Here is a 21,861-nt window from a genome sequence, read left to right as displayed (position 1 = left end):
TTCGCACTGGCATCAGGATTGCGATGTGCAGGATAGGCGGTAGGCTTTGAAGCGGGGACGCCAGTTCCCGTGGAGCCGCCCTTGAGATACCGCCCTTCGCTGTTCTGATGTCTAACCGCGGCCCGTCATCCGGGTCCGGGACCCTGCGTGGTGGGGAGTTTGACTGGGGCGGTCGCCTCCCAAACAGTAACGGAGGCGCGCGAAGGTTGGCTCAGAGCGGTCGGAAATCGCTCGTTGAGTGCAATGGCAGAAGCCAGCCTGACTGCAAGACTGACACGTCGAGCAGAGTCGAAAGACGGCCATAGTGATCCGGTGGTCCCGAGTGGAAGGGCCATCGCTCAACGGATAAAAGGTACGCTGGGGATAACAGGCTGATGATGCCCAAGAGTCCATATCGACGGCATCGTTTGGCACCTCGATGTCGGCTCATCTCATCCTGGGGCTGGAGCAGGTCCCAAGGGTATGGCTGTTCGCCATTTAAAGAGGTACGTGAGCTGGGTTTAGAACGTCGTGAGACAGTTCGGTCCCTATCTGCCGTGGGTGTTGGAGACTTGAGAGGAGTTGCCCCTAGTACGAGAGGACCGGGGTGAACGTTCCACTGGTGGACCTGTTGTCGTGCCAACGGCAGTGCAGGGTAGCTATGAACGGACAGGATAAACGCTGAAGGCATCTAAGCGTGAAGCCCCCCTCGAAACAAGGTCTCCCTTGAGAGCCGTGGAAGACCACCACGTCGATAGGCCGGAGGTGTAAGCGTGGCAACACGTTCAGCTGACCGGTACTAATGGCTCGATAGGCTTGATTTGATCCGGAAGAAGGCAGACCCTTCCTCCCCGCATCCTTGGACAACACCATCCCGCACACCCCCAAAAGGGCGCGCGGGACAACGCTGAGCGTGTCTTTCCCGGTCTGGTGGCTACAGCCGCGAGCAAAACACCCGATCCCATCCCGAACTCGGCCGTTAAGTGCCGCGGCGCCGATGGTACTGCGTCTCAAGACGTGGGAGAGTAGGTCACCGCCAGACCTGGAAAGACACGCAACCCTCTCTGAAACGAGCCCGCCAAACATCCCTGCCGCGGGGTAGAGCAGCCCGGTAGCTCGTCAGGCTCATAACCTGAAGGCCGCAGGTTCAAATCCTGCCCCCGCAACCAAATCTTCCTGCGAGATATCAAACACATAGGCCGCCCTCCGGGCGGCTTTTGCGTGTCGCACCGTGTCGCGAGCCCGTCCCGAATGCTCCCCAAAGATTCCAAAGGCTTACGGTCAGCCCCGATTCCTCCGTGCAACACCCATGCGACATGGGACACGCTGGATGTTTGCGCGATGTTCCTTCAGCTGATCGAGTTGCCTCCCTGCAGGCCAAAGCACGTCCCCATGGCCAGCTTGCTGATGGCAGCATGGGCGCCCACGAGGTGTTGATCCTTCGGTAAATCCCAAGTTGGAAACAGCCTTCAGCCAGTTCAGAATGGGCATCGGTTACTGTTCGTCCTTGTTGGTCTTGTTGGAGGGCGAAACTGTCCGTCCCGTCAGCCGTTCATATTCCTCGACCGCCAGCACCACGACTACCGGACGACCGTGCTTTTCCACCACCACCGCTTCGGCGCGCGCATCGTCGATCAGCTGGCCAAAGTGGTGCTTGGCTTCGCGGGCAGACATGGCCTTCATCGGCCCCTCCCTAATTTGTGGTCAGAATGACCACAACGGGGCGGCCCGGTCAATCCGCGATCACCCCAGAGCACGCGGTAGTCGATGACCCACGCCTCCTCGTCGCGGCCCCAGCCGACGATCTGCACCTCGATCCGGTCGCCCTGCACATCCACGCCCGCCGTCAGCACGGCCACGCCGGGGGCGAGGTCGCTGCCCCAGTCCTCGCGCCGCGCCATCAGCGGATCGGCGGGAACGGTATCGCCCGCCTGGTCCTCCCAGGACTCGCCCAGCTTGGTGTTGACCCAGACCTGCAGGCGGGCGGGATCCTTGGCCACGCGGGCATGTTCTTGCGCGATCTGGCCCCGTCGAAAACCTTCAGCAGACCGCGACCGAGGTGACTCTCGGCGATGATCTGCCGCACGGCGCAGACGCAATCGCCAGGTTCGTGTTCGGCGACGCGAAGCACCGCCGCAAGGTCTACTACCTCACCGGCGAGGCCCCGAGGGGCATGCCGCACTTCAAAATGGGCTCAGTGATCTGCGCCCGCAAAAGCACGCTGCTGAACTGGATCGCGCAGCAGGAGCGTTTCACCCCAGGCGAGTAACGGAAGCCGCAAATGTCCTGAGGTCCGCGATCCGGTCGCGGGCTCCCCTTCCATCAGATGCATAGCGAACCCCGCCCCATGACACTTCAGGACAATCCGCTCGACTTCAACGACGTGCCGCCCGCGCGCAAAGGTCGTACGTCGCGGCGCATGTCCGTGGCGCGGGTGGTGGAACTGCTGAACGACCGGATCGCCGATCTCGCCGTGGAACTGCTCGGCACCCCGAACCGCACGCTGTCCAACGCGCACCAGTTGCGCTTCGGGACCAAGGGCAGCCCCGTGCCGTCGTCCTGCATGGCAAGACCGCCGAGAACGGCAAGAGCCAGACCCCTGCCCTCCGCGATCTGGTATCCGCGCCCCGGTCCCGCGACGCCGGAAACAGCCTGTTCCGCAAATCCTTCCCCGGCGGCCAGCTGGTGATGACCGGCGCCAACAGCGCCGTTGGCCTGAGGTCCACGCCCGTCCGATATCTGTTCCTGGACGAGGTGGACGGCTATCCGGGCGATGCAGATGGCGAAGGCGATCCCGTCGATCTGGCAATCCAGCGCACCACCACCTTCCGGGGGCGGCGCAAGATATACATGGTCTCCACGCCCACCCTGAAAGGCCATTCCCGCATTGAGGCAGCCTTCCTCGACAGCGACCAGCGGTATTTCCATGTGCCCTGCCTGTATTGTGGTGACATGGCCCCGATCACCTGGGCACGCATCCGTTGGCCCGAGGGGCAGCGAGACGGCGCCTATCTCATCTGCGATGCCTGTGGTGGCGTGCATCACGAGCACGACAAACCCCGCCTGCTGGCCGCTGGTGAATGGCGACCGACCGCGCCGGGCGATGGCCGCACGGCAGGGTTCCACCTGTCGTCGCTCTATTCCCCGTGGGAAACGTGGGCCGAGGGTGTTTGGTCATGGCTGGGTCTCCTTTCTAGGGCAGGGCGTCCTGCAGGAAGTGGGCGTCAAGTCCGTGGAGGCGGCGCGACGCGGCGCGAACCTGCATGCTGATGTTGATGCTGGCGGTGCTCAGCGCGTTGGCTCGGGTGACCATGGCCAGCTTGTAGATGCGTTCGGCGGCGGTGGCCTGCGCCGGGGAAGATGCTTTCGAGAGTTTGGCGAGGCCCTGCGGACTTCCAGCCAGCCACGGCAGCATCTGGAACGTGTCCTTCGATGTTGCGTAGCCGATGATCAGGTCGCTCTCGCCGGGCGGCGCGTCGTGGAAGATGGTGGCGAAAAGTGGCGGCAGTCGCAGGAACAGGAACTTCCGGTCGATCAGGTCGAGATACCAGTCGTCCGGGGTTGATCGCACCAGCGGTCCCTCTTCGGGTGAGATGGTCCCCGCAATCGAGGACGTCAGCGCAGCCCATGTGCCGGGGCGTGTCTTGGCCATGGCTTCGGCCACGATGCGTATGTTCCAGGCGAAGTGCTCGCTGATTGCTGCGCCGATCGAGGCGATCAGCACATCCTCCTCGCGCCACATTCGCTTGAAGCCGCCGTGCTCCTTGGGGGTTTTCTGCGCCTGAATGGCACCGGCAGCTTGCAGGACACGCAGGCTGGGCAGGGGCATCCCCGATGCCGCCACCGCTTCCGCGTCGCCATGAAAGAGCGGTTCGGGCGCTTCCGCACCGTTCCGTTCGCTGGCTGTCATTGTCATGCGCTCCGATCATGAACGAGGGCTTTACACACGCAACAATCCGTTGCAAGTGCAGGTGAGACGGTTCATATCACCAATTAACGGGCTTTGACAACTGGTCCCGTTTCTTACGCTCACGGAGGGAACCCATGGCCACGATCCGCAAACGCACGCTGCCCTCGGGCCTTGTCCGGTGGCAGGTGGACTTCACCGACCAGGCAGGCAAGCGTCGATCAAAGCTGTTCCCGCGCCGCAAGGATGCCGACGTCTATCTGGTCAAGGTCCGGTCGCTGGTCGCCAACCATACCTATCTGGCCGACAGCGACAGCACGACCGTGGCCGAGGCCGCGAAGGCTTGGCTCGACCATTGCGAGGTGCGCTGCAAGACAGGGAGGCGGATGGAGCGGTCCACCCTGCGCGGCTACAGCGATTACGTGCGCCTGCACATCACCGCACCCGAGATCGGCATCGGGGACAAGCTGATCGCCCAACTGACCCGCCGCCATGTCAACGAGTTCCGCGACCGGATGCTGCTGAACGGTCGATCCGAACACCTGACGCGGCGCGCGCTGTCGGTGCTGAAGCTGGCTCTGGACCACGCCATCGACAACGGCCAGCTGTTCACCAACGCTGCCCAAGGCGTGCGGGTGATCAAGTCCAGCCGGATCGAGCACAAGGCTCCGGTACCGACAAAGGAGGCGATCCGCGCCCTGATCGAGGCGGCCGACGAGGATTTCAAACCGCATCTGATCGTGTCGGCCCTAGGCGGGTTGCGCGCATCCGAACTGCGCGGCCTGCGTTGGCAGGACGTGGATTTCGACAAGGGCTTCCTGCACATCCGCCAACGCGCCGACGCCTACAACCAGATGGGCGAGCCCAAATCGCGGGCCGGGTTCCGCGACATCCCGGCCGGGCCCATGGTGCTGAACGCCCTGCGGCGCTGGAAATTGCGCTGCCCGACGAACGCCCTCGATCTGGTCTTCCCCGCGCCACAGGGCGGGATCCTGCAGCACACCAAGACGCAGGCCCGGTTCCGCAAGTTGCTTGAGAAGGTCGAGGTGACGATGCGCTGGCACGACCTGCGCCACTTCGCCGTATCGCTGTGGATCGAGCAGGGCTTCTCGATCAAGGAGGTCATGACCTTCGCGGGCCATTCCTCGATCCAGATGACCATGGAACGCTACGGCCACCTGTTCCCCTCGCCCGACCACCAGAAGGCCATGGCCATGGTCGAGGCGAAGCTGTTGGGGTGATCTTCACCGTGCTGTCGGTTAACGCGATCTTCACCCAATTTTTCGAAGATTGCGTGGCCGACCGCAGAGGCCTTCCATAATGACCACAACGTACACCGAGGCCTATCGGACGGCCTTCGTTGAATACCTTCGCCGGGGAACGCCGATCCGCCTGTCGCTGAAGCAGGCCGGGGTCACGGATCAATATGTCTGGCGTACGCTGCGCGACGAGCGTGTGCGCCCGTCTCACCGGATGAACGACGGCCGCGTGTTCTCGTGGTCCGATCCTCCCGTCACCGGGCATCCAGGCGAGGACTACAACTGCCGTTGCGCCGCGGTCCCCTTCGTGGTCGGTGAAACCGAGTTCGGATATCACGAGTTCACCACGAGCCTCGCGTCGAGCTATGATCGGTGGACCAACAGCGACTTCGTCTACCACTACTACAATGGCGGCGGGCGCGCCGTCACTCTTCTGGAGATAGGACACCTGCAAGAAATTGCCGAACACTACGCGTATGGCGATGGGATCGAGGGTGCGTTCCGCCGACTCATGGACCAGATCGCGGATGAAGCGCGGGCGTCGGGCGTGGGTTTGCTCAGCTACGACTTTGGCGCTCCGTATGATTTCGGTGATGTCGCATTCTCCCATGGTGATGGCGTGGTTCGTGGAAGCTTCGTCGGTCGTGTTGAAGATCGTGGCGCGATGCTTCGGATCACCGGCGAGACAACCTTCGAGTTCAGTGACATTTTTGAGGATCCGCTGGACGTCGGCATAGAGGCCGGGGGCACGCCCTATCCGATCACCGGCAACTGGACAGCGCGCTTCGTCGCCGAGGTGATGAAGGATGCCGGGCGCAGCGAGTACGGCGGGATCGGCGAGCGATGACCTCCAGAGCGCGATCTCTCGCGGGCGCGCTTGCCCGATCCGCGCTGACCCGATCCGCGCTGATCGGACTGACCGGGTTGATCCTCGTCTGGGCATTGGTCGCCGGCGCTTGGTGGGCGGCAAGCTTCCGTGAATCTGTGAACCTGCCGAATGGAATGAAGTTGGGCCGAGAGTTCGATTGGAACCGCTACGGCCGCTGGGATCTGTTCGCAACAGATGAGCGAACGAGGCTGGCGCGCGACATAGAGTTCGTCTGCTTCAACGACCGGTTCATCTACGTGCAGGCGCGTGAGCGCGCTTCTGAGGGTCTTTATGACGCCGAGACAGACAGCAGGGTGAGCGCGGACTATTCGGAAGCCATGGACATCAGTGGCCTACACAAGCCGGGAGAGGGCTGCGACGGATACTACACGGGCTGGGTTGGCCCGGGCCTCTTGCTGCACGACGGACGATACCCGTTCGTCCCCCCTGCGCATGGCGAAACATCAGCAATGAAGGCCTGCGAGATCGGGGGTGGTTCGAGCGGCCCTGTGACCCAGGGCCATAGCTCCCAAGCTAGCCTCGGAGGTCTGGCATTGCGGATTTCCGTTTTATCCCAACGGTTTGCGGCTGTTCCGTGCGACACGACGCCGACGTTGCGAGCCTGAAAATCAGCTAACAATCGGAAGTCACGCCATTATTTTGGCTGTAGGGGTAGCCCTCATAACCTGAAGGCCGCAGGTTCAAATCCTGCCCCCGCAACCAAATCTTACAATACTATCAAAGACTTCAAAGCCGAGCATAACGCTCGGCTTTTGTCGTTTGGTATTCTTGTCAACACCTGGTCAACGTTTACCGAGCCCCCCATCGACGGGGCGGATAATCGTCGCCATGACCCTCACACCTTCAGCAGATCGAGCAGCGGATCAAAGGCGTACATCGCCGCACGTCGTCCGGAAGCCGGTTCAATGGTGCGCAGCATGCCCGCCTCGACCAGCCGTCGGGATAGCGCGCGCGCCGAGGATGGTGGGATGCCTGAGCGTTCGACGAAGCGGTCGTTGCGGAAGATCGGGCTTGCGAAGACGAAGTCCAGCGCCTGATCATGGAACTGCGAGTTCAGGACTTCGCGGAACCGCTCCCGCATCTCGCCGTGAAGGCGGAAGATCGCGTCGGCCGTCTGAATGTTGACCGTCGCCTGGGCGTGCATCGCCTGGAGGAAGAATACCACCCAGCCGGTCCAATCGCCCTTGGCGGAAACGGCCCGCATCCGCTCGATGTACTCGTCCTTGTTGGCCTCGAAGTAACCCGACACGAAAAAGTTCGGCTGATGCAGGACGCCGAGCTTCCACAGCATCAGGGTGATCAGCATCCGGCCGATCCGACCGTTGCCGTCTTCGAACGGATGCACAGCCTCGAATTCGACATGCGCGATGGCGGTGCGGATCAATGGCCGCATCGTGCTTTCGTTGATGTAGCGGACCAGTTCGCCCATCGCCGGGCCCAGCTGCTCCGGGGCAATCGGAACGTAGTAGATCCTTCCCTGCCGTTCATCCCCGATGTAGTTCTGCTCAACCTTGTAGCTGCCGGGGCGCTTGCGGGCTCCCCGGCCAAAGGACAGCAGCTGCTGGTGGGCAGTCCGGATCAGGTGTTCGCCAAGCGGGGCGCCGTCGGCGAGGGCTTGCTGAGCATTCCGCAGTGCGCGGGAATAAAGGTAGGTCTCGACGTCGTCGTTGCGCGCTTCCCGATAAGGGTCGGCGCTGCCCGCGTCTTCTTCGGCTTCAAGGCGGTACAGCTCTTCGATGGTCGAGATCGTCCCCTCCATCCGGGACGAGGTGACCGCATCCTGGCGACGCAGCGGGGCGAGGAACAACTCGCTGTTCACCATTCCCGACATCTTTGCATCGTATCGTGCAAGCGAGGCCGCTGCCTCTTCAAGGGGTCCGAGAAGCACCTCGTAGTCGAGTGAGCCAGGGGGAAAGCCGCCGATGTGATAGGTGACGGCATCCGTAAGATCGTAGGTTTTGGTGATCATAGTTGTGCCGATTCTGTCATCAACGGGATTTGACGCCAACCTAGTCACACGAAGATCGCTTGGCAACAGAATATGGCTCTATTCTGACATCAAGGGGCGTTGTCGCCAGCAGTCTGCCGTCAAGCCAGATTGGTGACAGAGACTGACAGGAAAATGGTATCAAAGCATGATCCCCTCTCATTCGCCGCAAGACATGCGGAGAATAGGGGTTCTAATCTCCGCATGAACATTGTCGCGACTTGTTTCGTGAACGCTTGGGCGGGGTGGAATCCAGCCGCTTCCTTGCATGTCAGGAACCCCCGGACGATTTCTGTTCCTGTCCGAGGTCTTGCAACACAAGCTCGCGCGCAGGACAGTCGGTACATCTGTGCCGCCGCTGATCCGGCAGTCGCTCGGCCATGATCAGGATGGTGATCAGCACTGCATCCGAATGTTGCGCGAGCCGGATCAGATGCTCTCCGCTAGGCCCGCGTTCGCCAGACAGCCAGTACTTCGCCGTCCGCTCGCTCGCTCCGGTCCAGCGCATCACCGTTTTGATGGCCTGATGCGTCGGTCCCAGTTCGCGCCGCAGGGCATCGGCAATGGCCGTGCGATACGCGGTCTGATCGGCGTCCAGGTGCACAGTTGTGCCCATTTTCGGCACGGATGTGCCCATCTTGATCCGCATCACGGCGTCCTCCTCCGGTAAACCAGTGGAGAAGACAACACAGCGGCAGATTCCATTTTGCGCCCCAGCCAATACCCCGGGTCCGACCAGACGGAGACGCCTGCATGAACTGATTTGGAGACGGGCATGGCAGGCAGAGAGCTGCCCTCAAGAAAAGAACCGGCGAACTCCCCGCCAAAGCGCCGTGCGGCTGAATATGTCCGCATGTCCACGGACCATCAGAAATATTCGACCGAAAACCAGTCGGACGCGATCCGCAAGTACGCGGAGGAACGCGGCTTTGAATTGGTCCGTTCCTATGCCGATGCAGGCAAGAGTGGGCTCAGGATCGAGGGTCGCGAGGCGCTGCAGCAGCTGATCCAGGATGTGCAGGACGGCACCGCGGATTTCGAGGTGATCCTTGTCTATGACGTCAGCCGATGGGGCCGTTTTCAGGACGCCGATGAATCCGCCTATTACGAATACATCTGCCGTCGCGCCAACAAGCAGGTCGAGTATTGCGCCGAGCAATTTGAAAATGATGGCGGGCCGGTTGCTACGATCGTCAAGAGCGTCAAGCGCGCGATGGCGGGGGAATACAGCCGGGAACTTTCCAACAAGGTCTTCATCGGGCAGTGCCGCCTGATCGAACGCGGCTTCCGTCAGGGCGGTGCGGCGGGTTTTGGCCTTCGCCGGGTCCTGCTTGACGAACGGGGTGAAGTGAAGGCCGAACTGAAGCGCGGTGAGCACAAGAGCTTGCAGACAGACCGGGTGATCCTGGTGCCAGGACCCGACGCCGAGGTCCGGACCGTTCGCTGGATCTACAGCCGGTTCCTCAAGCACGGCCGTACGGAAAGCGAAATCGCGGCCGAACTGAATGAGCGCGGGATCCTGACCGATCTCGGCCGGGCCTGGACCCGCGCCACCGTCCATCAGATCCTGACCAACGAAAAATACATCGGCAACAACGTCTACAACCGGCGCTCCTTCAAACTGAAGCAGAAGCGGGTGGCGAATGGTCCGGAGATGTGGATCCGTTCGGAAGGGGCGTTCGATGCCATCGTCGAGCCGAAACAGTTCCAAAAGGTGCAGGCGATCATCGCCGCCCGGAACCGCCGGTTCTCGGACGACGAGATGTTGGAACGGTTGACGCGGCTGTTCCAGCGCCACGGCTACATATCCGGTCTGGTGATCGACGAGGCCGACGGGATGCCGTCCAGCGGCGCCTATGCCCACCGGTTCGGCAGCCTGATCCGGGCCTATTCCCTCGTTGGCTTCACACCGGACCGGGACTACCACTACATCGAAGTGAATCGCTTGCTGCGGCTGTTCCACAGCGACGAGGTGGAGCGTGTGATCCGCGAGACTGCATGAAATGGTGACGTAAGTGAAAAATGGCGGTGCCGAAGCACCGCCCAGGTAGGTTGATGAAAGTTCCGCCTGCCGGGCCGCTAACGCATGGCGCGGCAGACCACCTGCGCCGTCAGGTTACTTCGGCAAGCCGCGCCAATGGGCGCAGACATGCTCGATGCAACCGAACCGGCGGCGCGTATAGCGCCTGATCCAGATGTGGCCGATCATGCCCTTCTCCTTCTCGGATGAGGGTTTCGCTTGATGCGGGCCTGGATTTATGGAATACTCTGTTTGCGAGACAGGAGGACTTCCACGGGTTTCGGCCCGCGCTGATTTCCACCTACTATGGGAAGCCAGGCCTTCGGTCTGGCTTTTCCCGTTTAAGGTCCCCCGCGTCGGGCAGTTGTCAACGCGACGGACCCCGGCGTCTTCTTTCCATACGATTCTCCGCGCATGTTGGTGGGCGGGGCGAGGCGCCCACTTCACATACATACCCGTTGACGATGGTACGCGCAAGCGCTACATACGCGGGCGACGGCAAAAATTTTCAACAGCCGTTCTCAGCCTTGGAGAAAGGGACTGGACATGGAAATCATTGCCCGCCTGCGCGAAGAACGGGAAGCACTTGTGGCCCGTGTCTCTCAGATCGACAAGATGTTGCAGCAGTATGACGAGTGGGGCCGTGAGGCGCAACGGCTGCTGTCACTTACTTGTGCGGTCGAAAGTGAATTGCGTGAAGCTCGTGCCGCGCCCAGTTATACGCCTCTAAGCGCGGAGTCTGAAGTGCCAGATCAACCGAGTTTCCGCCAAGATGGTAACGTCAGGATCAGGGTGCGTTCGGCGTCCGCGCCGGTGGTAACTGGAAGGAAGACGCCAATTCCGGTCTTTGAGGCGGCGGTCATTGATGTTTTGCGTGAATCTGGGCAGCCGATGGATCGTGTGGCTCTTTATGATGCATTGACGGCGCGCGGCATTGTGATCGGTGACGGTGGCCGCGACAAGGACTTGAACGCATTGTCGGCTCGCGTTTACCGGATGGCGCAAGACCCAAAAAACCGGATTTCTAGCGAGCGTGGGCAAGGATACCGACTCATCACGGACGAGGAAGCCGTTGAAACAGAACGTTTTGATGACACTGCCAATGACGAAGAGGACCGTGATCCGTTGATCTGAAGCAGGCCCAAGAGCCAGAAATATGGGCAGATCGCCGCGTCGATCCGCGAGGTCGGGCTGATCGAACCGCCGGTGGTCGCCCGCGCGGCTGGGCAGGACGGATCCTTCATCCTTCTGGATGGCCATGTTCGGTTGCATGTTCTGAAGGAAATGGGCGAGACGACCGTCACCTGCCTCGTGGCGACTGACGACGAATCCTTCACTTACAACAAGCGCATCAGCCGCCTCGCCACGATCCAGGAGCACAAGATGATCCTGCGCGCGGTCGAGCGCGGCGTGTCGGAAGCCCGCATCGCGGCAGCCTTGAATGTGAACATCGCGCTGATCCGACAGAAGCGGACCCTGCTGAACGGCATCTGTCCGGAGGCAGCCGAACTGCTGAAGGCCAGGCACTGCCCGATCAACAGCTTCCGGTCCCTGCGGAAGATGAAGCCCCTGCGGCAGATTCAGGCGGCGGAACTGATGATCGCGGCTAACAACTACACGGTGCCCTATGTCGAGGCGATCCTCGCAGCATCTGACGCCACTGAGCTGGTTGACCCGGCTGCAAAGAAGCCACCTGCAGGCGTAACGCGTGAACAAGCCGAGCGAATGAAGGCCGAGATGGCCAACCTGCAAAAGAACATCAAGCTGATCGAAGGCACCCTTGGACCCGATCACCTTCGGCTGGTGGTGGCCGGTCGCTATGTCGAGCGGCTTTTGCAGAATGACCGTCTCGCCCGCTACCTCGACAAGAACCACGGTGAAATCCTCGGCGAGTTTCGCCAGATCGTGGCGGGCCTCGTGCAGCCTGCGTCCACGACGGAAGCGATGAGGATCGAGACCGAGTAGTTCGGCAACTGTCCTTCTTTCGACGATGGGGACCCGGACCCGAAAGCGCGGGGACCGCAGGAGACGCCGGACAGAGGGCCGGATCAATTGCGGCGGCGGGGATGGCGGCGAACCCGCTCGGAGCCCGCCAGGCTGGTTTGAGTTTTCACCGGCCCAATGGTCGGTGTCCGGCCATTGAAACAAGTGGGCGCATTCTCCGCCGGAGGTGAATGCGCCCGTTTATCATAGCGAAGCTCCTAAATTTCTTGTTCCACTTGAACCCGAATTCTCTGAGGCAGACGGAGTTGCATTCGCTCAGCTGCCTGGAACAGCTTTCACCGGCACGCCCGCGCCTGGTCGCGCAAGACAGCGTAGTCGATCAGCATCCTGACGATGAGGGCGCCTTCCGGCAACGCTTCGACCTCGTTGGCCGCCTGCGCTTGATCCGCGGCCGTGTACTCGACCACAGGCGGACATGGCGCGCGGGCGTCAGAACCGCCCGTCGCGCCGACGACCATCACGATCACCTGCACCAGCCTGATCTGATCCGTCACACGGGCCATGGCCTGAAGATGATCCTGCAGCGCGCCGGGTCCGGGCAGATCCTCGCCGAGGCGTCTGCCTGGTCGGACACCTATCATTGCGATGCAGTCGCGACGGAGCCCTGCGCGGCGGCGCTCCTGCCGCGACAGGTGTTTCGGGCAAAGCTGAAGTCAGACCCCGGCCTTGCGGAGCACTGGGCAAGAACCTGGCGCGCGCAGTCCAGCCGGCGCGCCTCAGGGCCGAGATCCGGTCGCTCCCGCGGGTCGCGCACCGTCTCGATGCCTGGCTCGCCGAAGGCCAAAGCCTGCCAGAAAAGGGGCGCTGGCAGGAGGTGGCTGCAGAACTGGGCGTCACGCGGGAGGCGCTCTATCGCGAATTGGCTCGCCGGCGTTTGCAGAAACGGCCATGACAGTTGTTCACTAGCGGCCACTCCGCGCTGCGGTGCGCTATTCGCCCAACAGCAGGCAGACAAAGTTAACCAAACGACTCGGGCATTGCGCAACCCGACCAATCCAGTCAGTTATCAGGAAGGAGTCGCCGAGTCGGAAGAACAACCCATGGCACGCATGGATCGGACAGCGCTGCAGCCGTGCCGCTGCAAGCTGCTTCAGGTCGCGTTCGAGGGCGCGTTGTGGCCGATCATGTCCATGGAGCACCTGCTCGATCGTCTGACGGGCCTGTCGGGGCGCGGGTCTGACTGGGCGCGCAATCTTTCCAAGAACGAAGGGACCTCCAGATGATCCACAAACTTCTGACGACCACGGCTCTCGCCGCCGCGCTCGCTACCGGCGCACAAGCGCAGACGGCCGCCAATGTGCTCGACACCTATGCCGACATCGCCGCCGCCAAATACGAGGACAGCCTCATCGCCGCACGGGCGCTCGAGGACGCCGTCACGGCGCTGATCGAGGCGCCGTCCGCCGAGACGCTTCAGGCTGCCCGTGCCGCTTGGCTCGAGGCGCGCGTGCCCTACCAGCAGACCGAGGTCTACCGCTTTGGCAACCCCATCGTGGACGACTGGGAAGGTCGGGTGAACGCCTGGCCGCTCGACGAGGGGCTGATCGACTACGTCGACGGCGCGTATGGCGGACCGACCGACGAGAACCAGCTTGCCACGCTCAATGTCATCGCCAATCGGACCTTCACGCTGTCGGGCGCAGAGATCGACGCCGCCGAGATCACGCCTGCACTCCTTCAGGATACCCTACACGAGGTCGACAGCATCGAGGCGAACGTCGCCACCGGCTATCACGCTATTGAATTCCTGCTCTGGGGCCAAGACCTGAACGGGCACGGCGACGGTGCGGGTGACCGGCCCTGGACCGATTTCGCGCAGGGCGACGCTTGCACCGGAGGCAATTGCGACCGGCGGGCCGAGTATCTTGCCGCGGCGACCGGCCTCTTGGTGTCCGACTTGGAATGGATGGCCGCGCAATGGGCCGAAGGCGGGGACGCGCGTGCCAACGTCATGGCCGACGAGCAGGCCGGGCTCTCGGCGATCCTGACGGGCATGGGCTCGCTCTCCTATGGCGAGCAGGCGGGCGAGCGGATGCGGCTGGGCCTGATGCTGAACGATCCTGAGGAAGAGCATGACTGCTTCTCGGACAACACGCACAACAGCCACTATTATGACGGGCTGGGCATCCAGAACGTCTATCTCGGCGAATACGTCCGGATCGACGGTTCGCTCGTCTCCGGGCCGTCGCTTTCGGACCTGGTTGCGGCGGACAATCCCGACCTCGATGCCGAGATGCGCACCCGGCTGATGGAGACGATGATGGCGCTCGGCCGCATCAAGACCGCGGCGGAGGCGGGTTTTGCCTATGACGAGATGCTGGCGCCCGGCAACGAGGCTGGCGAGCGGCTGATCATGGGCGGCGTCGACGCGCTGATCGCGCAAACCCGGTCCATCGAGCGGGTCGTGGCGGATCTCGGCCTCGGCGGCATCGAGTTCGAGGGCTCCGACAGCCTCGACAACCCCTCCGCCGTGTTCCAGTGAGACAATGTGGGGAGGTGCGGTCACCCGTGCCTCCCCTGAGAGTCGTGCCATGAAACGTGCATCCATCGCCCTGCTGCCCGTGATGGCGGCTTTCGCCCTTCCGGCCTTCGTGCTGGCCCAGCAGGCGACGGAACCGCCGTGGGCCGGGCTCGACGACGTGCATCTGAACGTCATTCCGCGCACCGACGCGGAGCGGGAGCGCATCGCCGCGGTGACCGCGTGGCCGGAGGACTTCAGTTCTGCCTGGCCCTTCGAGGAAAACTCGGGCGGCGCCCAGACCGTCCGCGCGCGCGACATGGCGGATACGTTCTCGCAACCGGCCGCGAACCTCACCTTCGAGCAGGAACTGGATTTCCGGGTCGGCAACGGGATGTTCCGGCGCATCTGGGTCTCTGCGCCCGCGTCCACCATCGCCTCGGACGGTCTCGGCCCGCTCTACAACGCGCGCTCCTGCCAGCGCTGCCACCTCAAGGACGGGCGCGGCCATCCGCCCGAGGGGCCGGAGGACACCGCCGTCTCGATGTTCCTGCGGGTGTCCATCCCGGCGCCGGAACTGGATGAAGCCGAGATCGCCGACATCGAACGCTACATCGCCGGCACCCATCCGACGGCGCCCGAGCCGACCTACGGCACACAGTTGCAGGATTTCAGCCTGCCGGGCCACGCGCCCGAATACCGGCTGCAGATCGACTACGACGAAATCGAAGTGCCCCTCTCGGGTGGCGAGGTCGTGCATCTCCGCCGCCCCACCTACACCGCGTCCGACCTTGGCTATGGACCGCTGCACCCGGACGCGATGCTCAGCCCGCGCGTTGCGCCGCAGATGATCGGCATGGGCCTTCTGGAGGCGATCCCGGCCGAGGATATCCTCGCGCTCGCCGATCCCGACGACGCCGATGGCGACGGCATCTCCGGCACCCCGCAGATCGTGTGGTCGGACGTGCACGACCGGCCGATGCTCGGCCGGTTCGGCCACAAGGCGGGCAATCCGACGGTGCTCGAACAAACCGCAAGCGCCTTCGCGGGCGACATCGGCATCTCGAACCCGATCCACACCGCGGGTTCGGGGGAATGCACCGACGCGCAGACCGACTGCACGGCCGCGCTCCACGGCGGCGACGCGGAACAGGGCGGCTTCGAGATCGACCAGGTGGGCCTCGACCTCGTGACCTTCTACAGCCAGACGCTCGCCGTGCCGGCACGGCGAAACGTGGACGACACGGACGTCCTCCGCGGGCGCGAGGTCTTCTTCGAAACCGGCTGCGCGTCCTGTCACCGGCCGAACTACGTCACCGACCGGCTGGAGGGCGACGACCCGGCGAGCTTCCAACTGATCTGGCCCTACACCGACCTGCTGCTCCACGACATGGGGCCGGGCCTTGCCGACAACCGCCCCGAGGGCCGCGCGAACGGGCAGGAATGGCGCACGGCTCCGCTCTGGGGCATCGGAATGACCGAGACGGTGTCGGGCCACACCTATTTCCTGCATGATGGCCGTGCGCGTTCCCTGCTCGAGGCGGTGCTCTGGCATGGCGGCGAGGCGCAAGCCGCACGCGACCGTGTCGTCGAGATGCCGCCCGAAGACCGCGCGGCCCTGATCCGCTTCCTGGAGAGCCTATGAGACTGATGTCCGCTGCCCTTCTGAGTGTCGGCCTCGCAGCCCCCGCGCTGGCGGGCGTGGACGAGGCGCTGAACGATCACATCCTGCCGGGCTATGTGGGGTTTGCAGAGGCGACGGAGGATCTGGCGCAGGCCGCCCGGGACGATTGCCGCGCAGAAGCTCTGGCGCCTGCGTTCCACGCGGGCTTCGACGCCTGGATGCCAGTGGCCGACATCCGGCTCGGGCCGTCGGAGACCGGCGCGCTCTCCATCGCCTTCTGGCCCGACGCGCGCGGCTTCACGCCCCGGACGCTTGGGCGCTTCATTGCTGAGGAAGATTCCGTCGCAAGCGATGTGGACGGCTACGCCGAGGTGTCGATCGCGGCGCGCGGGCTCTTTGCGTTGGAGATGCTGATCTTCGATCCCGAGTTCTCCGGCTACGCGCCGGACAGCTATACCTGCCGACTCGTCGCGACCATTGCGGCCGATCTGGACCGGCAGGCGGATGCGCTCGCCGGCGTCTGGACGGAGACCTTTGCGGACACGCTCCGAACGGCGGGCGAAGCGGGCAACGCCACCTACATGACGGAACAGGAGGCGGTCCGGGCGATCTACACCCAGATCCTTTCCTCGCTGGAATTCACCGCCGACCAGCGGCTCGGTGCGCCGATGGGCACGTTCGACCGCCCGCGCCCGGCCCGCGCCGAGGCTCGCCGGTCCCAGCGCAGCCTGCGCAACGCCGTTCTGGCCGCCGAGGCCGCCCATGGCCTTGCCACCGCACTCGCGGACTGGGAACTGCCAGAAACCAACGCTGCACTGGCGCGCGTCCGCGAGGCCGCCGCCCGGATCGAAGATCCGTCCTTTCAGGATGCGACCGACCCGCAGGCCCGGCTGCGCGTCGAGGTGCTGCAACAGGCGGTGCGCTCGTTGAACGCGGCGATACAGACAGAGATTGGCGCGCAGCTCGGCATCGCGCCGGGCTTCAATTCACAGGACGGAGACTGAGGCCATGATCCACCGCCGCGGCTTTCTCGCGTCTCTCCTCGCAGCCGGAGCCGCTCCGCGCCTCGGCTGGGCGGCCGTCGGCAACCCGTCCTATCTCGCTGCGGCACGGGAACCGGATGGCAGCTTCGCGCTCTACGGCCTCGACGCCCACGGCGCCTCGACCTTCCGTGTGCCTCTGCCTGCACGGGGCCACGCCGGGGCCGGCCATCCGTCCGTCGCCGAGGCGGTGGCTTTCGCGCGCCGTCCCGGCGCCTTCGCCCTCGTCCTCGATTGCGCGCGCGGCGACGTGCTGCACCGGCTGACCCCTCCGGAAGGCCGCCAGTTCAACGGCCACGGCGTCTTCTCCGCCGATGGCACCGCCCACTTCACCAGCGAACAGCGCAGCGATACCAGCGAGGGCGTGATCGGCGTCTGGGACGCGAGGGCGGGCTATACCCGCTACGACGAATTCCCGAGCGGCGGGATCGGCCCGCATGACCTGCGCCTGATGCCCGACGGCGAGACGCTGGTCGTCGCCAATGGCGGCATCGCGACCGACCCCACCGACCGCCGGAAGCTGAACCTCGCCACCATGCGGCCCAACCTGACGTATCTGTCGCTATCAGGGACGATCTGGGACCGGATAGAGTTGGAGGCAGAGCTTCATCAGAACTCCATCCGGCACCTGGCGGTGCGGCACGACGGCCTCGTCGGCTTTGCCATGCAATGGGAGGGCGAGTTCGGCGCCGCGACGCCACTGCTGGGATTGCACCGCATGGGCGATGCCCCCGTTCTGGCGCAAGCTCCGCTCGCCGACGAGCTCGCGATGCAGGGCTATGCTGGCAGCGTGGCGTTCAGCGGCGAGGGCAGCGAGATCGCCATCACCTCGCCCCGTGGCGGCCGATTGCACCGGTTCTCCGACGATGGCGCTTTCCTCGGGGCCCTGTCGCGCGCGGATGTCTGCGGTCTTGCGCCCACGGGGAACGGATATCTGGCAAGCGACGGGCTTGGTGGACTCGTCTCGATCGGTGCGACAGGTCCGACCCCGCTCGCTCGGGCAAATTGTGCGTGGGACAACCACATCGTTTCGCTTTAATGCGGGTGATGCGCCTTGCCCGGCGGTTTGTTCAGAAGATCCGTCTACCCCTGACGCACATACGCGCTTGCTCCCGCATCACGGCATAGTCTGCCAGCATCTGGGCGATCGCCGAGCCCTCCGGCAGCAGAGCCAGTTCCTCGGCCGCCCGCGCCTGGAACTCTGGGCTGTATTCGACGACAGGAGGACAGGCCCGGAGGTCTCCGACGTCCGAAGCGCCCGTCGCGCAGCCGGTCAGCCAGATCGTCGCGAGAGCGAGGGCGACGCGCCGCCGCCTCGAGCATCCGTCGTTGCGCGTCATGGGGTTTTTCCTCGGTCTCGAGCCGCTCGGCCAGTCGGCCGGCGCGCTCACCGGAGCGGCGCAGGGACAGCAGTGTTGATTTCCACCCAGAACTGAGCCGGATAGGCGCGTAATTTCCACTGATAATTGAGCCATGTGAACCTTTCCCCAGAGCGGTGAGCAACGGGGGCAACGGAGTGATCCACATGGGACTTTTGAACATCATCCGACGCATGCACTTGCGGCAGAAGCTGTCGGTCCGCGAGATTGCGCGGCGCACCGGTCTGTCGCGCAACACGATTACCAAGCACCTGGCGGCAGACACGATCGAGCCGAAGTTCGCCACGCCGGATCGCCCGAGCAAGCTTGATCCTTTCGCCGAGAAGCTGACCGGCTGGTTGAAGACGGAAGCCGGCAAGTCGCGCAAGCAGCGGCGGACGCTGAAACAGATGCATGCCGATCTCGTCAAGCTCGGCTTCACCGGCTCCTACAACCGGGTTGCGGCGTTTGCGCGGAAATGGCGGACAGATCGCCAGCGCGAACAGCAGACCACGGGAACGCAACACCTTCGTTCCGCTGTCCTTCCGACCGGGCGAAGCCTTCCAGTTCGACTGGAGCGAAGACTAGGGTCAGGACTCACAACCAGAACATGACGGTTGCGGCGATGCAGATGGCGGAGAGGAAGAGCTCGCCGCATCTGTCATAGCGGGTCGCGATGCGGCGCCAGTCCTTGAGACGGGCAAAGAGGTTCTCGATCCGGTGGCGCTGCCTGTAGAGCTTGCGGTCGTGGCTGGCAGGGTTTCGGCGCCCACGCCGGGCCGGGATGCAAGCTGCGATCCCCCTGTCCTCAAGCGCCTGACGGAACCAGTCGGCGTCATAGCCTTTGTCGGCCAACAGCGTCCTGGCGGGAGGCAGATCACGCAGCAGGGCCAGCGCACCTTTGGCGTCGCTCATCTGTCCGGGTGACAGGAAGAAGGTCAGCGGCCGCCCCAGCCCGTCGCAGATCATATGCAGCTTCGAGTTCAGGCCGCCTTTGGTCCGCCCGATGGCCCGCGGCCGAGTCCCCCTTTTGAGAGGCTTGCCGCCGTCCGGTGAGCCTTGAGGTGCGTGCTGTCGATCATGATGACATCGCCATCCGGCCCCGGGCGTGCAAGCTCGACAAAGATCCGGGCAAACACACCCAGGCGCGACCAGCGTACGAACCGGTTGTAGAGCGTCTTCGGCGGCCCGTAGACGCCAGGAGCGTCCTTCCACTGCAGCCCATTCTTCTTGACGTAGATGATGCCGCTCAACACCCGCCGGTCATCCACGCGCGGCTTGCCTCGGGATCTCGGAAAGAACGGCCGCAACCGATCCATCTGCGCCTCGGTCAGCCAGAAGTGCTCGCTCATCTCATGCCCCCATCTTTGGGAGCTTGAATCATGTAGCCCGCGCAACCTCAAACAGGTTTATGGGTCCTGACCCTACGGGCATCTGGCCGTCGATCGCACCAAGCTTCAGATGGCGCATATCAAGCTGTCGCACAGTCGGGCCTTCCTGTCGCGCGCCTAGGCCGCACCTGAGGGCTGATGGTTCCCCTGAACGTAACCGTCGACAACCAATGAAGAGGGCATAGCCCAAGTTGGCGCCAAAGCGATGAAAGAAGCTAGTACAGGGCCTTGTTCACTTTCGATTTCGGTTCCTTATTGGTAAGCATCCGGCGTAGGCGGCGGTCATGCAGCGAGTTGGCGCTCCGATGGCTGCCACGTCCATGGCAGAAGGTCCTGCACGCGTGAAGCCGTTGTGTTGGGGAGCTTGGCAAGGACGTCGGCGAGCCAAGCCTGCGGGTCGATGCCGTTCATCTTGGCGGTGACGATCAGAGAATACATGAAGGCGGCGCGGTCTGGGCCGCGCTCGGATCCAGCGAAGAGCCAGGACTTCCGTCCCAGCGCGATACCGCGCAGTGCGCGCTCGGCCGCGTTGTTTGTCAGGCAGACGCGCCCATCCTCGAGGAAGAGCGTGAAGGCGTCCCATCGGTTCTTCTTGAACATGTAGGCGATCGCCTTGGCGACGGGGTTGTGCTTCGACATGGTTCCCTGTTCGGCCCGCATCCAGTCGTGCAGCTCCTCGACCAGGGGGCGGACCAGCCGGTGCCGGGCGTCGAGCCGGCTGGCGATGTCCAGACCGTTGATCTGACGCTCGATATCGAAGATGGCGTCGATCTTCCTCACGGCTTCCAGCGCGACAGGCGATATGTCGTGCGCGGGCTTCTTCTGACGGGCATTTTCCTTGATGTCGGCGAGCTCGAAGAGCTTCCGTCGGGCATGGCTCCAGCACAGGGCGCTCAGCACGGCCCCCGGATCACGATCACCGCGATAGAGGTCGTTGTAGCCACCATAGGCATCGGCCTGGAGAACGCCCTGCCACCCCGCAAGATGCCGGTTCGGATGCGCCATCTCCCTGTCGCGCGAGAAGTGGAACAGCGCGGCCGGTGGCGCGCCGCCGCCAAAGGGCCGGTCGTCGCGGACATAGGTCCAGAGCCGCGCTGTCTGCGTCCCTCCCTTCGCGAGGAGGGGGACCGTTGTGTCGTCGCCGTGGAGGCGCTCGGCCGCCAGAACATGGTTCCGGATCAGGGCGTGGATCGGTGCCAGAGCCGCGGTGCAGGCCCCGACCTGGTCGGCCAGCGTCGAGAGGCTGAGATCGACGCCTTCCTTTGCATAGCGTTCTGCCTGTCGGTTGAGCGGCTGATGCTGACCGAACTTCTCGAACAGAACCATCGCCAGCAGGTTCGGTCCAGCCCATCCCCGCGGCGTGGGATGGAAGGGCGCCGGCGGCTGGCTGATCTTCTCGCAGGCCCGGCAGGTGAACTTCTCACGCACCGTCTGGATCACCTTCCACTGACGCGGGATGACCTCGAGCGTCTCGGTAATGTCCTCACCCATCTTCACGATACGGTCCGAGCCACAGCAGGAGCACGCTGTCGGTGCCTCGATCACCACCCGCTCGCGCGGCAGATGGTCCGGGAACGGCTTGCGCACCGGGCGGCGACGCTCGAACCCGGCGACCGCCGTGGTCTTCGCCTTCCCGGCGGCAATCTCGTCCTCGGTGGCGGCGGCCTCGAGTTCCTCGAGCTGCAGCTCCATCTGGTCGATCAGGCGGGCGCGGCGCTCGGCGCTATGGCCGTAGTGGTCGCGCCGGAGCCTGGCGATCTCCAGCTTGAGGTGTTTGATCATCGCTTCCGAGGTGGAGACCACCGCCCGGGCCTGCGCCAGTTCGCTCTCGGCGGCCTCGGCACGGGCTTGCGACGCCGCAAGTGCGGCACGCAGTCGGGCAATCTCGGAAGCGGTATCGGACATGCCCGAAGCATACCTCGAGTTGGCGAAACGCCCAACAAAA

The 21,861-nt window shown here is 63.8% G+C and carries 23 protein-coding genes, 1 tRNA gene, 2 rRNA genes and 3 pseudogenes (1 of these 29 running past the window's edge); 19 read left to right on the top strand and 10 right to left on the bottom strand.

Going from position 1 to position 21,861, the window contains the following annotated elements; genetic code table 11:
- The 3 genes from ACZ1HC_RS05235 to ACZ1HC_RS05225 all read left to right on the top strand — a co-directional run.
- Positions 1-803, top strand: a 23S ribosomal RNA gene (locus tag ACZ1HC_RS05235) (it extends 2,031 nt beyond the left edge of the window).
- A gap of 102 nt (positions 804-905) precedes the next feature.
- Positions 906-1,021, top strand: a 5S ribosomal RNA gene (gene rrf, locus ACZ1HC_RS05230).
- Positions 1,022-1,071: 50 nt separating this feature from the next.
- Positions 1,072-1,148, top strand: a tRNA-Met gene (locus ACZ1HC_RS05225).
- Between the two features lie 325 nt (positions 1,149-1,473).
- Here the strand turns inward: ACZ1HC_RS05225 and ACZ1HC_RS05220 are convergent.
- Both ACZ1HC_RS05220 and ACZ1HC_RS05215 read right to left on the bottom strand, forming a co-directional pair.
- Complete coding sequence (locus ACZ1HC_RS05220; RefSeq protein ID WP_472699043.1) at positions 1,474-1,662, bottom strand: type II toxin-antitoxin system Phd/YefM family antitoxin; 189 nt, start codon at positions 1,660-1,662, stop codon at positions 1,474-1,476.
- Complete coding sequence (locus ACZ1HC_RS05215; RefSeq protein WP_472699042.1) at positions 1,659-1,979, bottom strand: terminase gpA endonuclease subunit; 321 nt, start codon at positions 1,977-1,979, stop codon at positions 1,659-1,661. Before ACZ1HC_RS05215 ends, ACZ1HC_RS05220 begins: the two co-directional genes overlap by 4 nt.
- 59 nt (positions 1,980-2,038) lie before the next feature.
- Here ACZ1HC_RS05215 and ACZ1HC_RS05210 point away from each other — a divergent pair, with 59 nt between their 5' ends.
- The 3 genes from ACZ1HC_RS05210 to ACZ1HC_RS05200 all read left to right on the top strand — a co-directional run bounded on the left by ACZ1HC_RS05210 (position 2,039) and on the right by ACZ1HC_RS05200 (position 3,249).
- Positions 2,039-2,248 carry a hypothetical protein gene (locus ACZ1HC_RS05210; protein ID WP_472699041.1) on the top strand — a complete coding sequence of 70 codons (210 nt, stop codon included), beginning with the start codon at positions 2,039-2,041 and terminating at the stop codon, positions 2,246-2,248.
- A gap of 78 nt (positions 2,249-2,326) precedes the next feature.
- Positions 2,327-2,668 (top strand): hypothetical protein, encoded by a 342-nt coding sequence (locus tag ACZ1HC_RS05205; RefSeq protein ID WP_472699040.1) that lies wholly within the window; start codon positions 2,327-2,329, stop codon positions 2,666-2,668.
- Positions 2,593-3,249, top strand: a complete 657-nt coding sequence (locus ACZ1HC_RS05200; RefSeq protein WP_472700784.1) for a phage terminase large subunit family protein — start codon at positions 2,593-2,595, stop codon at positions 3,247-3,249. The genes ACZ1HC_RS05205 and ACZ1HC_RS05200 overlap by 76 nt, the downstream gene beginning before the upstream one ends.
- Here the strand turns inward: ACZ1HC_RS05200 and ACZ1HC_RS05195 are convergent.
- Positions 3,173-3,895: a hypothetical protein gene (locus tag ACZ1HC_RS05195; RefSeq protein ID WP_472699039.1), complete on the bottom strand. Its 723-nt coding sequence runs from the start codon at positions 3,893-3,895 to the stop codon at positions 3,173-3,175. The genes ACZ1HC_RS05200 and ACZ1HC_RS05195 overlap by 77 nt on opposite strands.
- A gap of 128 nt (positions 3,896-4,023) precedes the next feature.
- Here ACZ1HC_RS05195 and ACZ1HC_RS05190 point away from each other — a divergent pair, with 128 nt between their 5' ends.
- From ACZ1HC_RS05190 to ACZ1HC_RS05180, 3 genes are all read left to right on the top strand, one after another.
- Positions 4,024-5,127: a site-specific integrase gene (locus tag ACZ1HC_RS05190; RefSeq protein ID WP_472699038.1), complete on the top strand. Its 1,104-nt coding sequence runs from the start codon at positions 4,024-4,026 to the stop codon at positions 5,125-5,127.
- A gap of 79 nt (positions 5,128-5,206) precedes the next feature.
- Positions 5,207-5,992 carry a phage minor head protein gene (locus ACZ1HC_RS05185; RefSeq protein WP_472699037.1) on the top strand — a complete coding sequence of 262 codons (786 nt, stop codon included), beginning with the start codon at positions 5,207-5,209 and terminating at the stop codon, positions 5,990-5,992.
- Entirely contained in the window at positions 5,989-6,639 is a 651-nt protein-coding gene (locus tag ACZ1HC_RS05180) for a hypothetical protein (RefSeq protein ID WP_472699036.1), read from the top strand. Before ACZ1HC_RS05185 ends, ACZ1HC_RS05180 begins: the two co-directional genes overlap by 4 nt.
- 230 nt (positions 6,640-6,869) lie before the next feature.
- Here ACZ1HC_RS05180 and ACZ1HC_RS05175 read toward each other — a convergent pair whose 3' ends face one another.
- Both ACZ1HC_RS05175 and ACZ1HC_RS05170 read right to left on the bottom strand, forming a co-directional pair.
- On the bottom strand, positions 6,870-8,003 hold the full coding sequence (locus ACZ1HC_RS05175; protein WP_472699035.1) for a Fic family protein: 1,134 nt from the start codon (positions 8,001-8,003) through the stop codon (positions 6,870-6,872).
- 289 nt (positions 8,004-8,292) lie between these two features.
- The gene (locus tag ACZ1HC_RS05170; protein WP_472699034.1) at positions 8,293-8,670 is read right to left on the bottom strand and encodes an XRE family transcriptional regulator; all 378 of its coding nucleotides are present in this window, start codon (positions 8,668-8,670) and stop codon (positions 8,293-8,295) included.
- Between the two features lie 126 nt (positions 8,671-8,796).
- On the opposite strand from ACZ1HC_RS05170, the gene ACZ1HC_RS05165 reads away from it, so the two are divergent.
- The 4 genes and pseudogenes from ACZ1HC_RS05165 (at position 8,797) to ACZ1HC_RS05150 (ending at position 12,006) form a co-directional block, all read left to right on the top strand.
- Positions 8,797-10,023: a recombinase family protein gene (locus tag ACZ1HC_RS05165; RefSeq protein WP_472699033.1), complete on the top strand. Its 1,227-nt coding sequence runs from the start codon at positions 8,797-8,799 to the stop codon at positions 10,021-10,023.
- Between the two features lie 564 nt (positions 10,024-10,587).
- Positions 10,588-11,175, top strand: coding sequence for a hypothetical protein (locus ACZ1HC_RS05160; protein ID WP_472699032.1), 588 nt, complete (start codon positions 10,588-10,590; stop codon positions 11,173-11,175).
- Between the two features lie 27 nt (positions 11,176-11,202).
- Positions 11,203-11,358: pseudogene (locus ACZ1HC_RS05155) on the top strand (ParB N-terminal domain-containing protein); the annotation flags it as partial.
- Positions 11,353-12,006, top strand: a complete 654-nt coding sequence (locus tag ACZ1HC_RS05150) for a plasmid partitioning protein RepB C-terminal domain-containing protein (RefSeq protein WP_472700783.1) — start codon at positions 11,353-11,355, stop codon at positions 12,004-12,006. The pseudogene ACZ1HC_RS05155 and the gene ACZ1HC_RS05150, both read left to right, overlap by 6 nt.
- Positions 12,007-12,320: 314 nt before the next feature.
- On the opposite strand, the gene ACZ1HC_RS05145 is transcribed toward ACZ1HC_RS05150, so the two are convergent.
- Positions 12,321-12,548, bottom strand: coding sequence for a hypothetical protein (locus tag ACZ1HC_RS05145; RefSeq protein WP_472699031.1), 228 nt, complete (start codon positions 12,546-12,548; stop codon positions 12,321-12,323).
- A gap of 537 nt (positions 12,549-13,085) precedes the next feature.
- On the opposite strand from ACZ1HC_RS05145, the gene ACZ1HC_RS05140 reads away from it, so the two are divergent.
- The 5 genes from ACZ1HC_RS05140 to ACZ1HC_RS05120 are packed head-to-tail and all read left to right on the top strand — an operon-like array spanning position 13,086 to position 18,206.
- Positions 13,086-13,268, top strand: coding sequence for a hypothetical protein (locus tag ACZ1HC_RS05140; RefSeq protein ID WP_472699030.1), 183 nt, complete (start codon positions 13,086-13,088; stop codon positions 13,266-13,268).
- The gene (locus ACZ1HC_RS05135) at positions 13,265-14,527 is read left to right on the top strand and encodes an imelysin family protein (RefSeq protein WP_472699029.1); all 1,263 of its coding nucleotides are present in this window, start codon (positions 13,265-13,267) and stop codon (positions 14,525-14,527) included. Before ACZ1HC_RS05140 ends, ACZ1HC_RS05135 begins: the two co-directional genes overlap by 4 nt.
- 49 nt (positions 14,528-14,576) lie before the next feature.
- Positions 14,577-16,148 carry a di-heme oxidoreductase family protein gene (locus ACZ1HC_RS05130; RefSeq protein ID WP_472699028.1) on the top strand — a complete coding sequence of 524 codons (1,572 nt, stop codon included), beginning with the start codon at positions 14,577-14,579 and terminating at the stop codon, positions 16,146-16,148.
- Positions 16,145-17,131, top strand: a complete 987-nt coding sequence (locus ACZ1HC_RS05125) for an imelysin family protein (protein WP_472699027.1) — start codon at positions 16,145-16,147, stop codon at positions 17,129-17,131. The genes ACZ1HC_RS05130 and ACZ1HC_RS05125 overlap by 4 nt, the downstream gene beginning before the upstream one ends.
- Positions 17,132-17,135: 4 nt before the next feature.
- A complete protein-coding gene (locus ACZ1HC_RS05120; RefSeq protein WP_472699026.1) occupies positions 17,136-18,206 on the top strand; it encodes a DUF1513 domain-containing protein in 1,071 nt (356 codons plus the stop codon).
- Positions 18,207-18,237: 31 nt separating this feature from the next.
- On the opposite strand, the gene ACZ1HC_RS05115 is transcribed toward ACZ1HC_RS05120, so the two are convergent.
- Complete coding sequence (locus ACZ1HC_RS05115) at positions 18,238-18,507, bottom strand: hypothetical protein (protein WP_472699025.1); 270 nt, start codon at positions 18,505-18,507, stop codon at positions 18,238-18,240.
- Between the two features lie 185 nt (positions 18,508-18,692).
- Here ACZ1HC_RS05115 and ACZ1HC_RS05110 point away from each other — a divergent pair.
- Positions 18,693-19,110, top strand: a pseudogene (locus ACZ1HC_RS05110) (IS21 family transposase); the annotation flags it as partial.
- A gap of 12 nt (positions 19,111-19,122) precedes the next feature.
- Here the strand turns inward: ACZ1HC_RS05110 and ACZ1HC_RS05105 are convergent.
- The 3 genes and pseudogenes from ACZ1HC_RS05105 to tnpC all read right to left on the bottom strand — a co-directional run bounded on the left by ACZ1HC_RS05105 (position 19,123) and on the right by tnpC (position 21,821).
- Complete coding sequence (locus ACZ1HC_RS05105) at positions 19,123-19,740, bottom strand: IS5 family transposase (protein WP_298948992.1); 618 nt, start codon at positions 19,738-19,740, stop codon at positions 19,123-19,125.
- A pseudogene (locus tag ACZ1HC_RS05100) lies at positions 19,707-19,844 on the bottom strand (transposase); the annotation flags it as partial. The pseudogene ACZ1HC_RS05100 and the gene ACZ1HC_RS05105, both read right to left, overlap by 34 nt.
- A gap of 354 nt (positions 19,845-20,198) precedes the next feature.
- Positions 20,199-21,821 carry an IS66 family transposase gene (tnpC, locus tag ACZ1HC_RS05095; RefSeq protein WP_472700781.1) on the bottom strand — a complete coding sequence of 541 codons (1,623 nt, stop codon included), beginning with the start codon at positions 21,819-21,821 and terminating at the stop codon, positions 20,199-20,201.
- Between the last annotated feature and the right edge of the window lie 40 nt (positions 21,822-21,861).

The organism is Paracoccus sp. BR5-17, from assembly GCF_055693925.1.
Note: the sequence above shows the minus strand (reverse complement) of the source record. Positions and strands in the feature narration are given on the sequence as shown.

Excerpts from the sequence above, each read along its gene's own strand:
- ACZ1HC_RS05220 (WP_472699043.1), bottom strand. The coding sequence starts at position 1,662 with ATGAAGGCCATGTCTGCCCGCGAAGCCAAGCACCACTTTGGCCAGCTG.
- ACZ1HC_RS05205 (WP_472699040.1), top strand. The coding sequence starts at position 2,327 with ATGACACTTCAGGACAATCCGCTCGACTTCAACGACGTGCCGCCCGCG.
- ACZ1HC_RS05195 (WP_472699039.1), bottom strand. The coding sequence starts at position 3,895 with ATGACAATGACAGCCAGCGAACGGAACGGTGCGGAAGCGCCCGAACCG.
- ACZ1HC_RS05190 (WP_472699038.1), top strand. The coding sequence starts at position 4,024 with ATGGCCACGATCCGCAAACGCACGCTGCCCTCGGGCCTTGTCCGGTGG.
- ACZ1HC_RS05185 (WP_472699037.1), top strand. The coding sequence starts at position 5,207 with ATGACCACAACGTACACCGAGGCCTATCGGACGGCCTTCGTTGAATAC.
- ACZ1HC_RS05180 (WP_472699036.1), top strand. The coding sequence starts at position 5,989 with ATGACCTCCAGAGCGCGATCTCTCGCGGGCGCGCTTGCCCGATCCGCG.
- ACZ1HC_RS05175 (WP_472699035.1), bottom strand. The coding sequence starts at position 8,003 with ATGATCACCAAAACCTACGATCTTACGGATGCCGTCACCTATCACATC.
- ACZ1HC_RS05170 (WP_472699034.1), bottom strand. The coding sequence starts at position 8,670 with ATGCGGATCAAGATGGGCACATCCGTGCCGAAAATGGGCACAACTGTG.
- ACZ1HC_RS05165 (WP_472699033.1), top strand. The coding sequence starts at position 8,797 with ATGGCAGGCAGAGAGCTGCCCTCAAGAAAAGAACCGGCGAACTCCCCG.
- ACZ1HC_RS05160 (WP_472699032.1), top strand. The coding sequence starts at position 10,588 with ATGGAAATCATTGCCCGCCTGCGCGAAGAACGGGAAGCACTTGTGGCC.
- ACZ1HC_RS05145 (WP_472699031.1), bottom strand. The coding sequence starts at position 12,548 with ATGGCCCGTGTGACGGATCAGATCAGGCTGGTGCAGGTGATCGTGATG.
- ACZ1HC_RS05140 (WP_472699030.1), top strand. The coding sequence starts at position 13,086 with ATGGCACGCATGGATCGGACAGCGCTGCAGCCGTGCCGCTGCAAGCTG.
- ACZ1HC_RS05135 (WP_472699029.1), top strand. The coding sequence starts at position 13,265 with ATGATCCACAAACTTCTGACGACCACGGCTCTCGCCGCCGCGCTCGCT.
- ACZ1HC_RS05130 (WP_472699028.1), top strand. The coding sequence starts at position 14,577 with ATGAAACGTGCATCCATCGCCCTGCTGCCCGTGATGGCGGCTTTCGCC.
- ACZ1HC_RS05125 (WP_472699027.1), top strand. The coding sequence starts at position 16,145 with ATGAGACTGATGTCCGCTGCCCTTCTGAGTGTCGGCCTCGCAGCCCCC.
- ACZ1HC_RS05120 (WP_472699026.1), top strand. The coding sequence starts at position 17,136 with ATGATCCACCGCCGCGGCTTTCTCGCGTCTCTCCTCGCAGCCGGAGCC.
- ACZ1HC_RS05115 (WP_472699025.1), bottom strand. The coding sequence starts at position 18,507 with ATGACGCGCAACGACGGATGCTCGAGGCGGCGGCGCGTCGCCCTCGCT.
- tnpC (WP_472700781.1), bottom strand. The coding sequence starts at position 21,821 with ATGTCCGATACCGCTTCCGAGATTGCCCGACTGCGTGCCGCACTTGCG.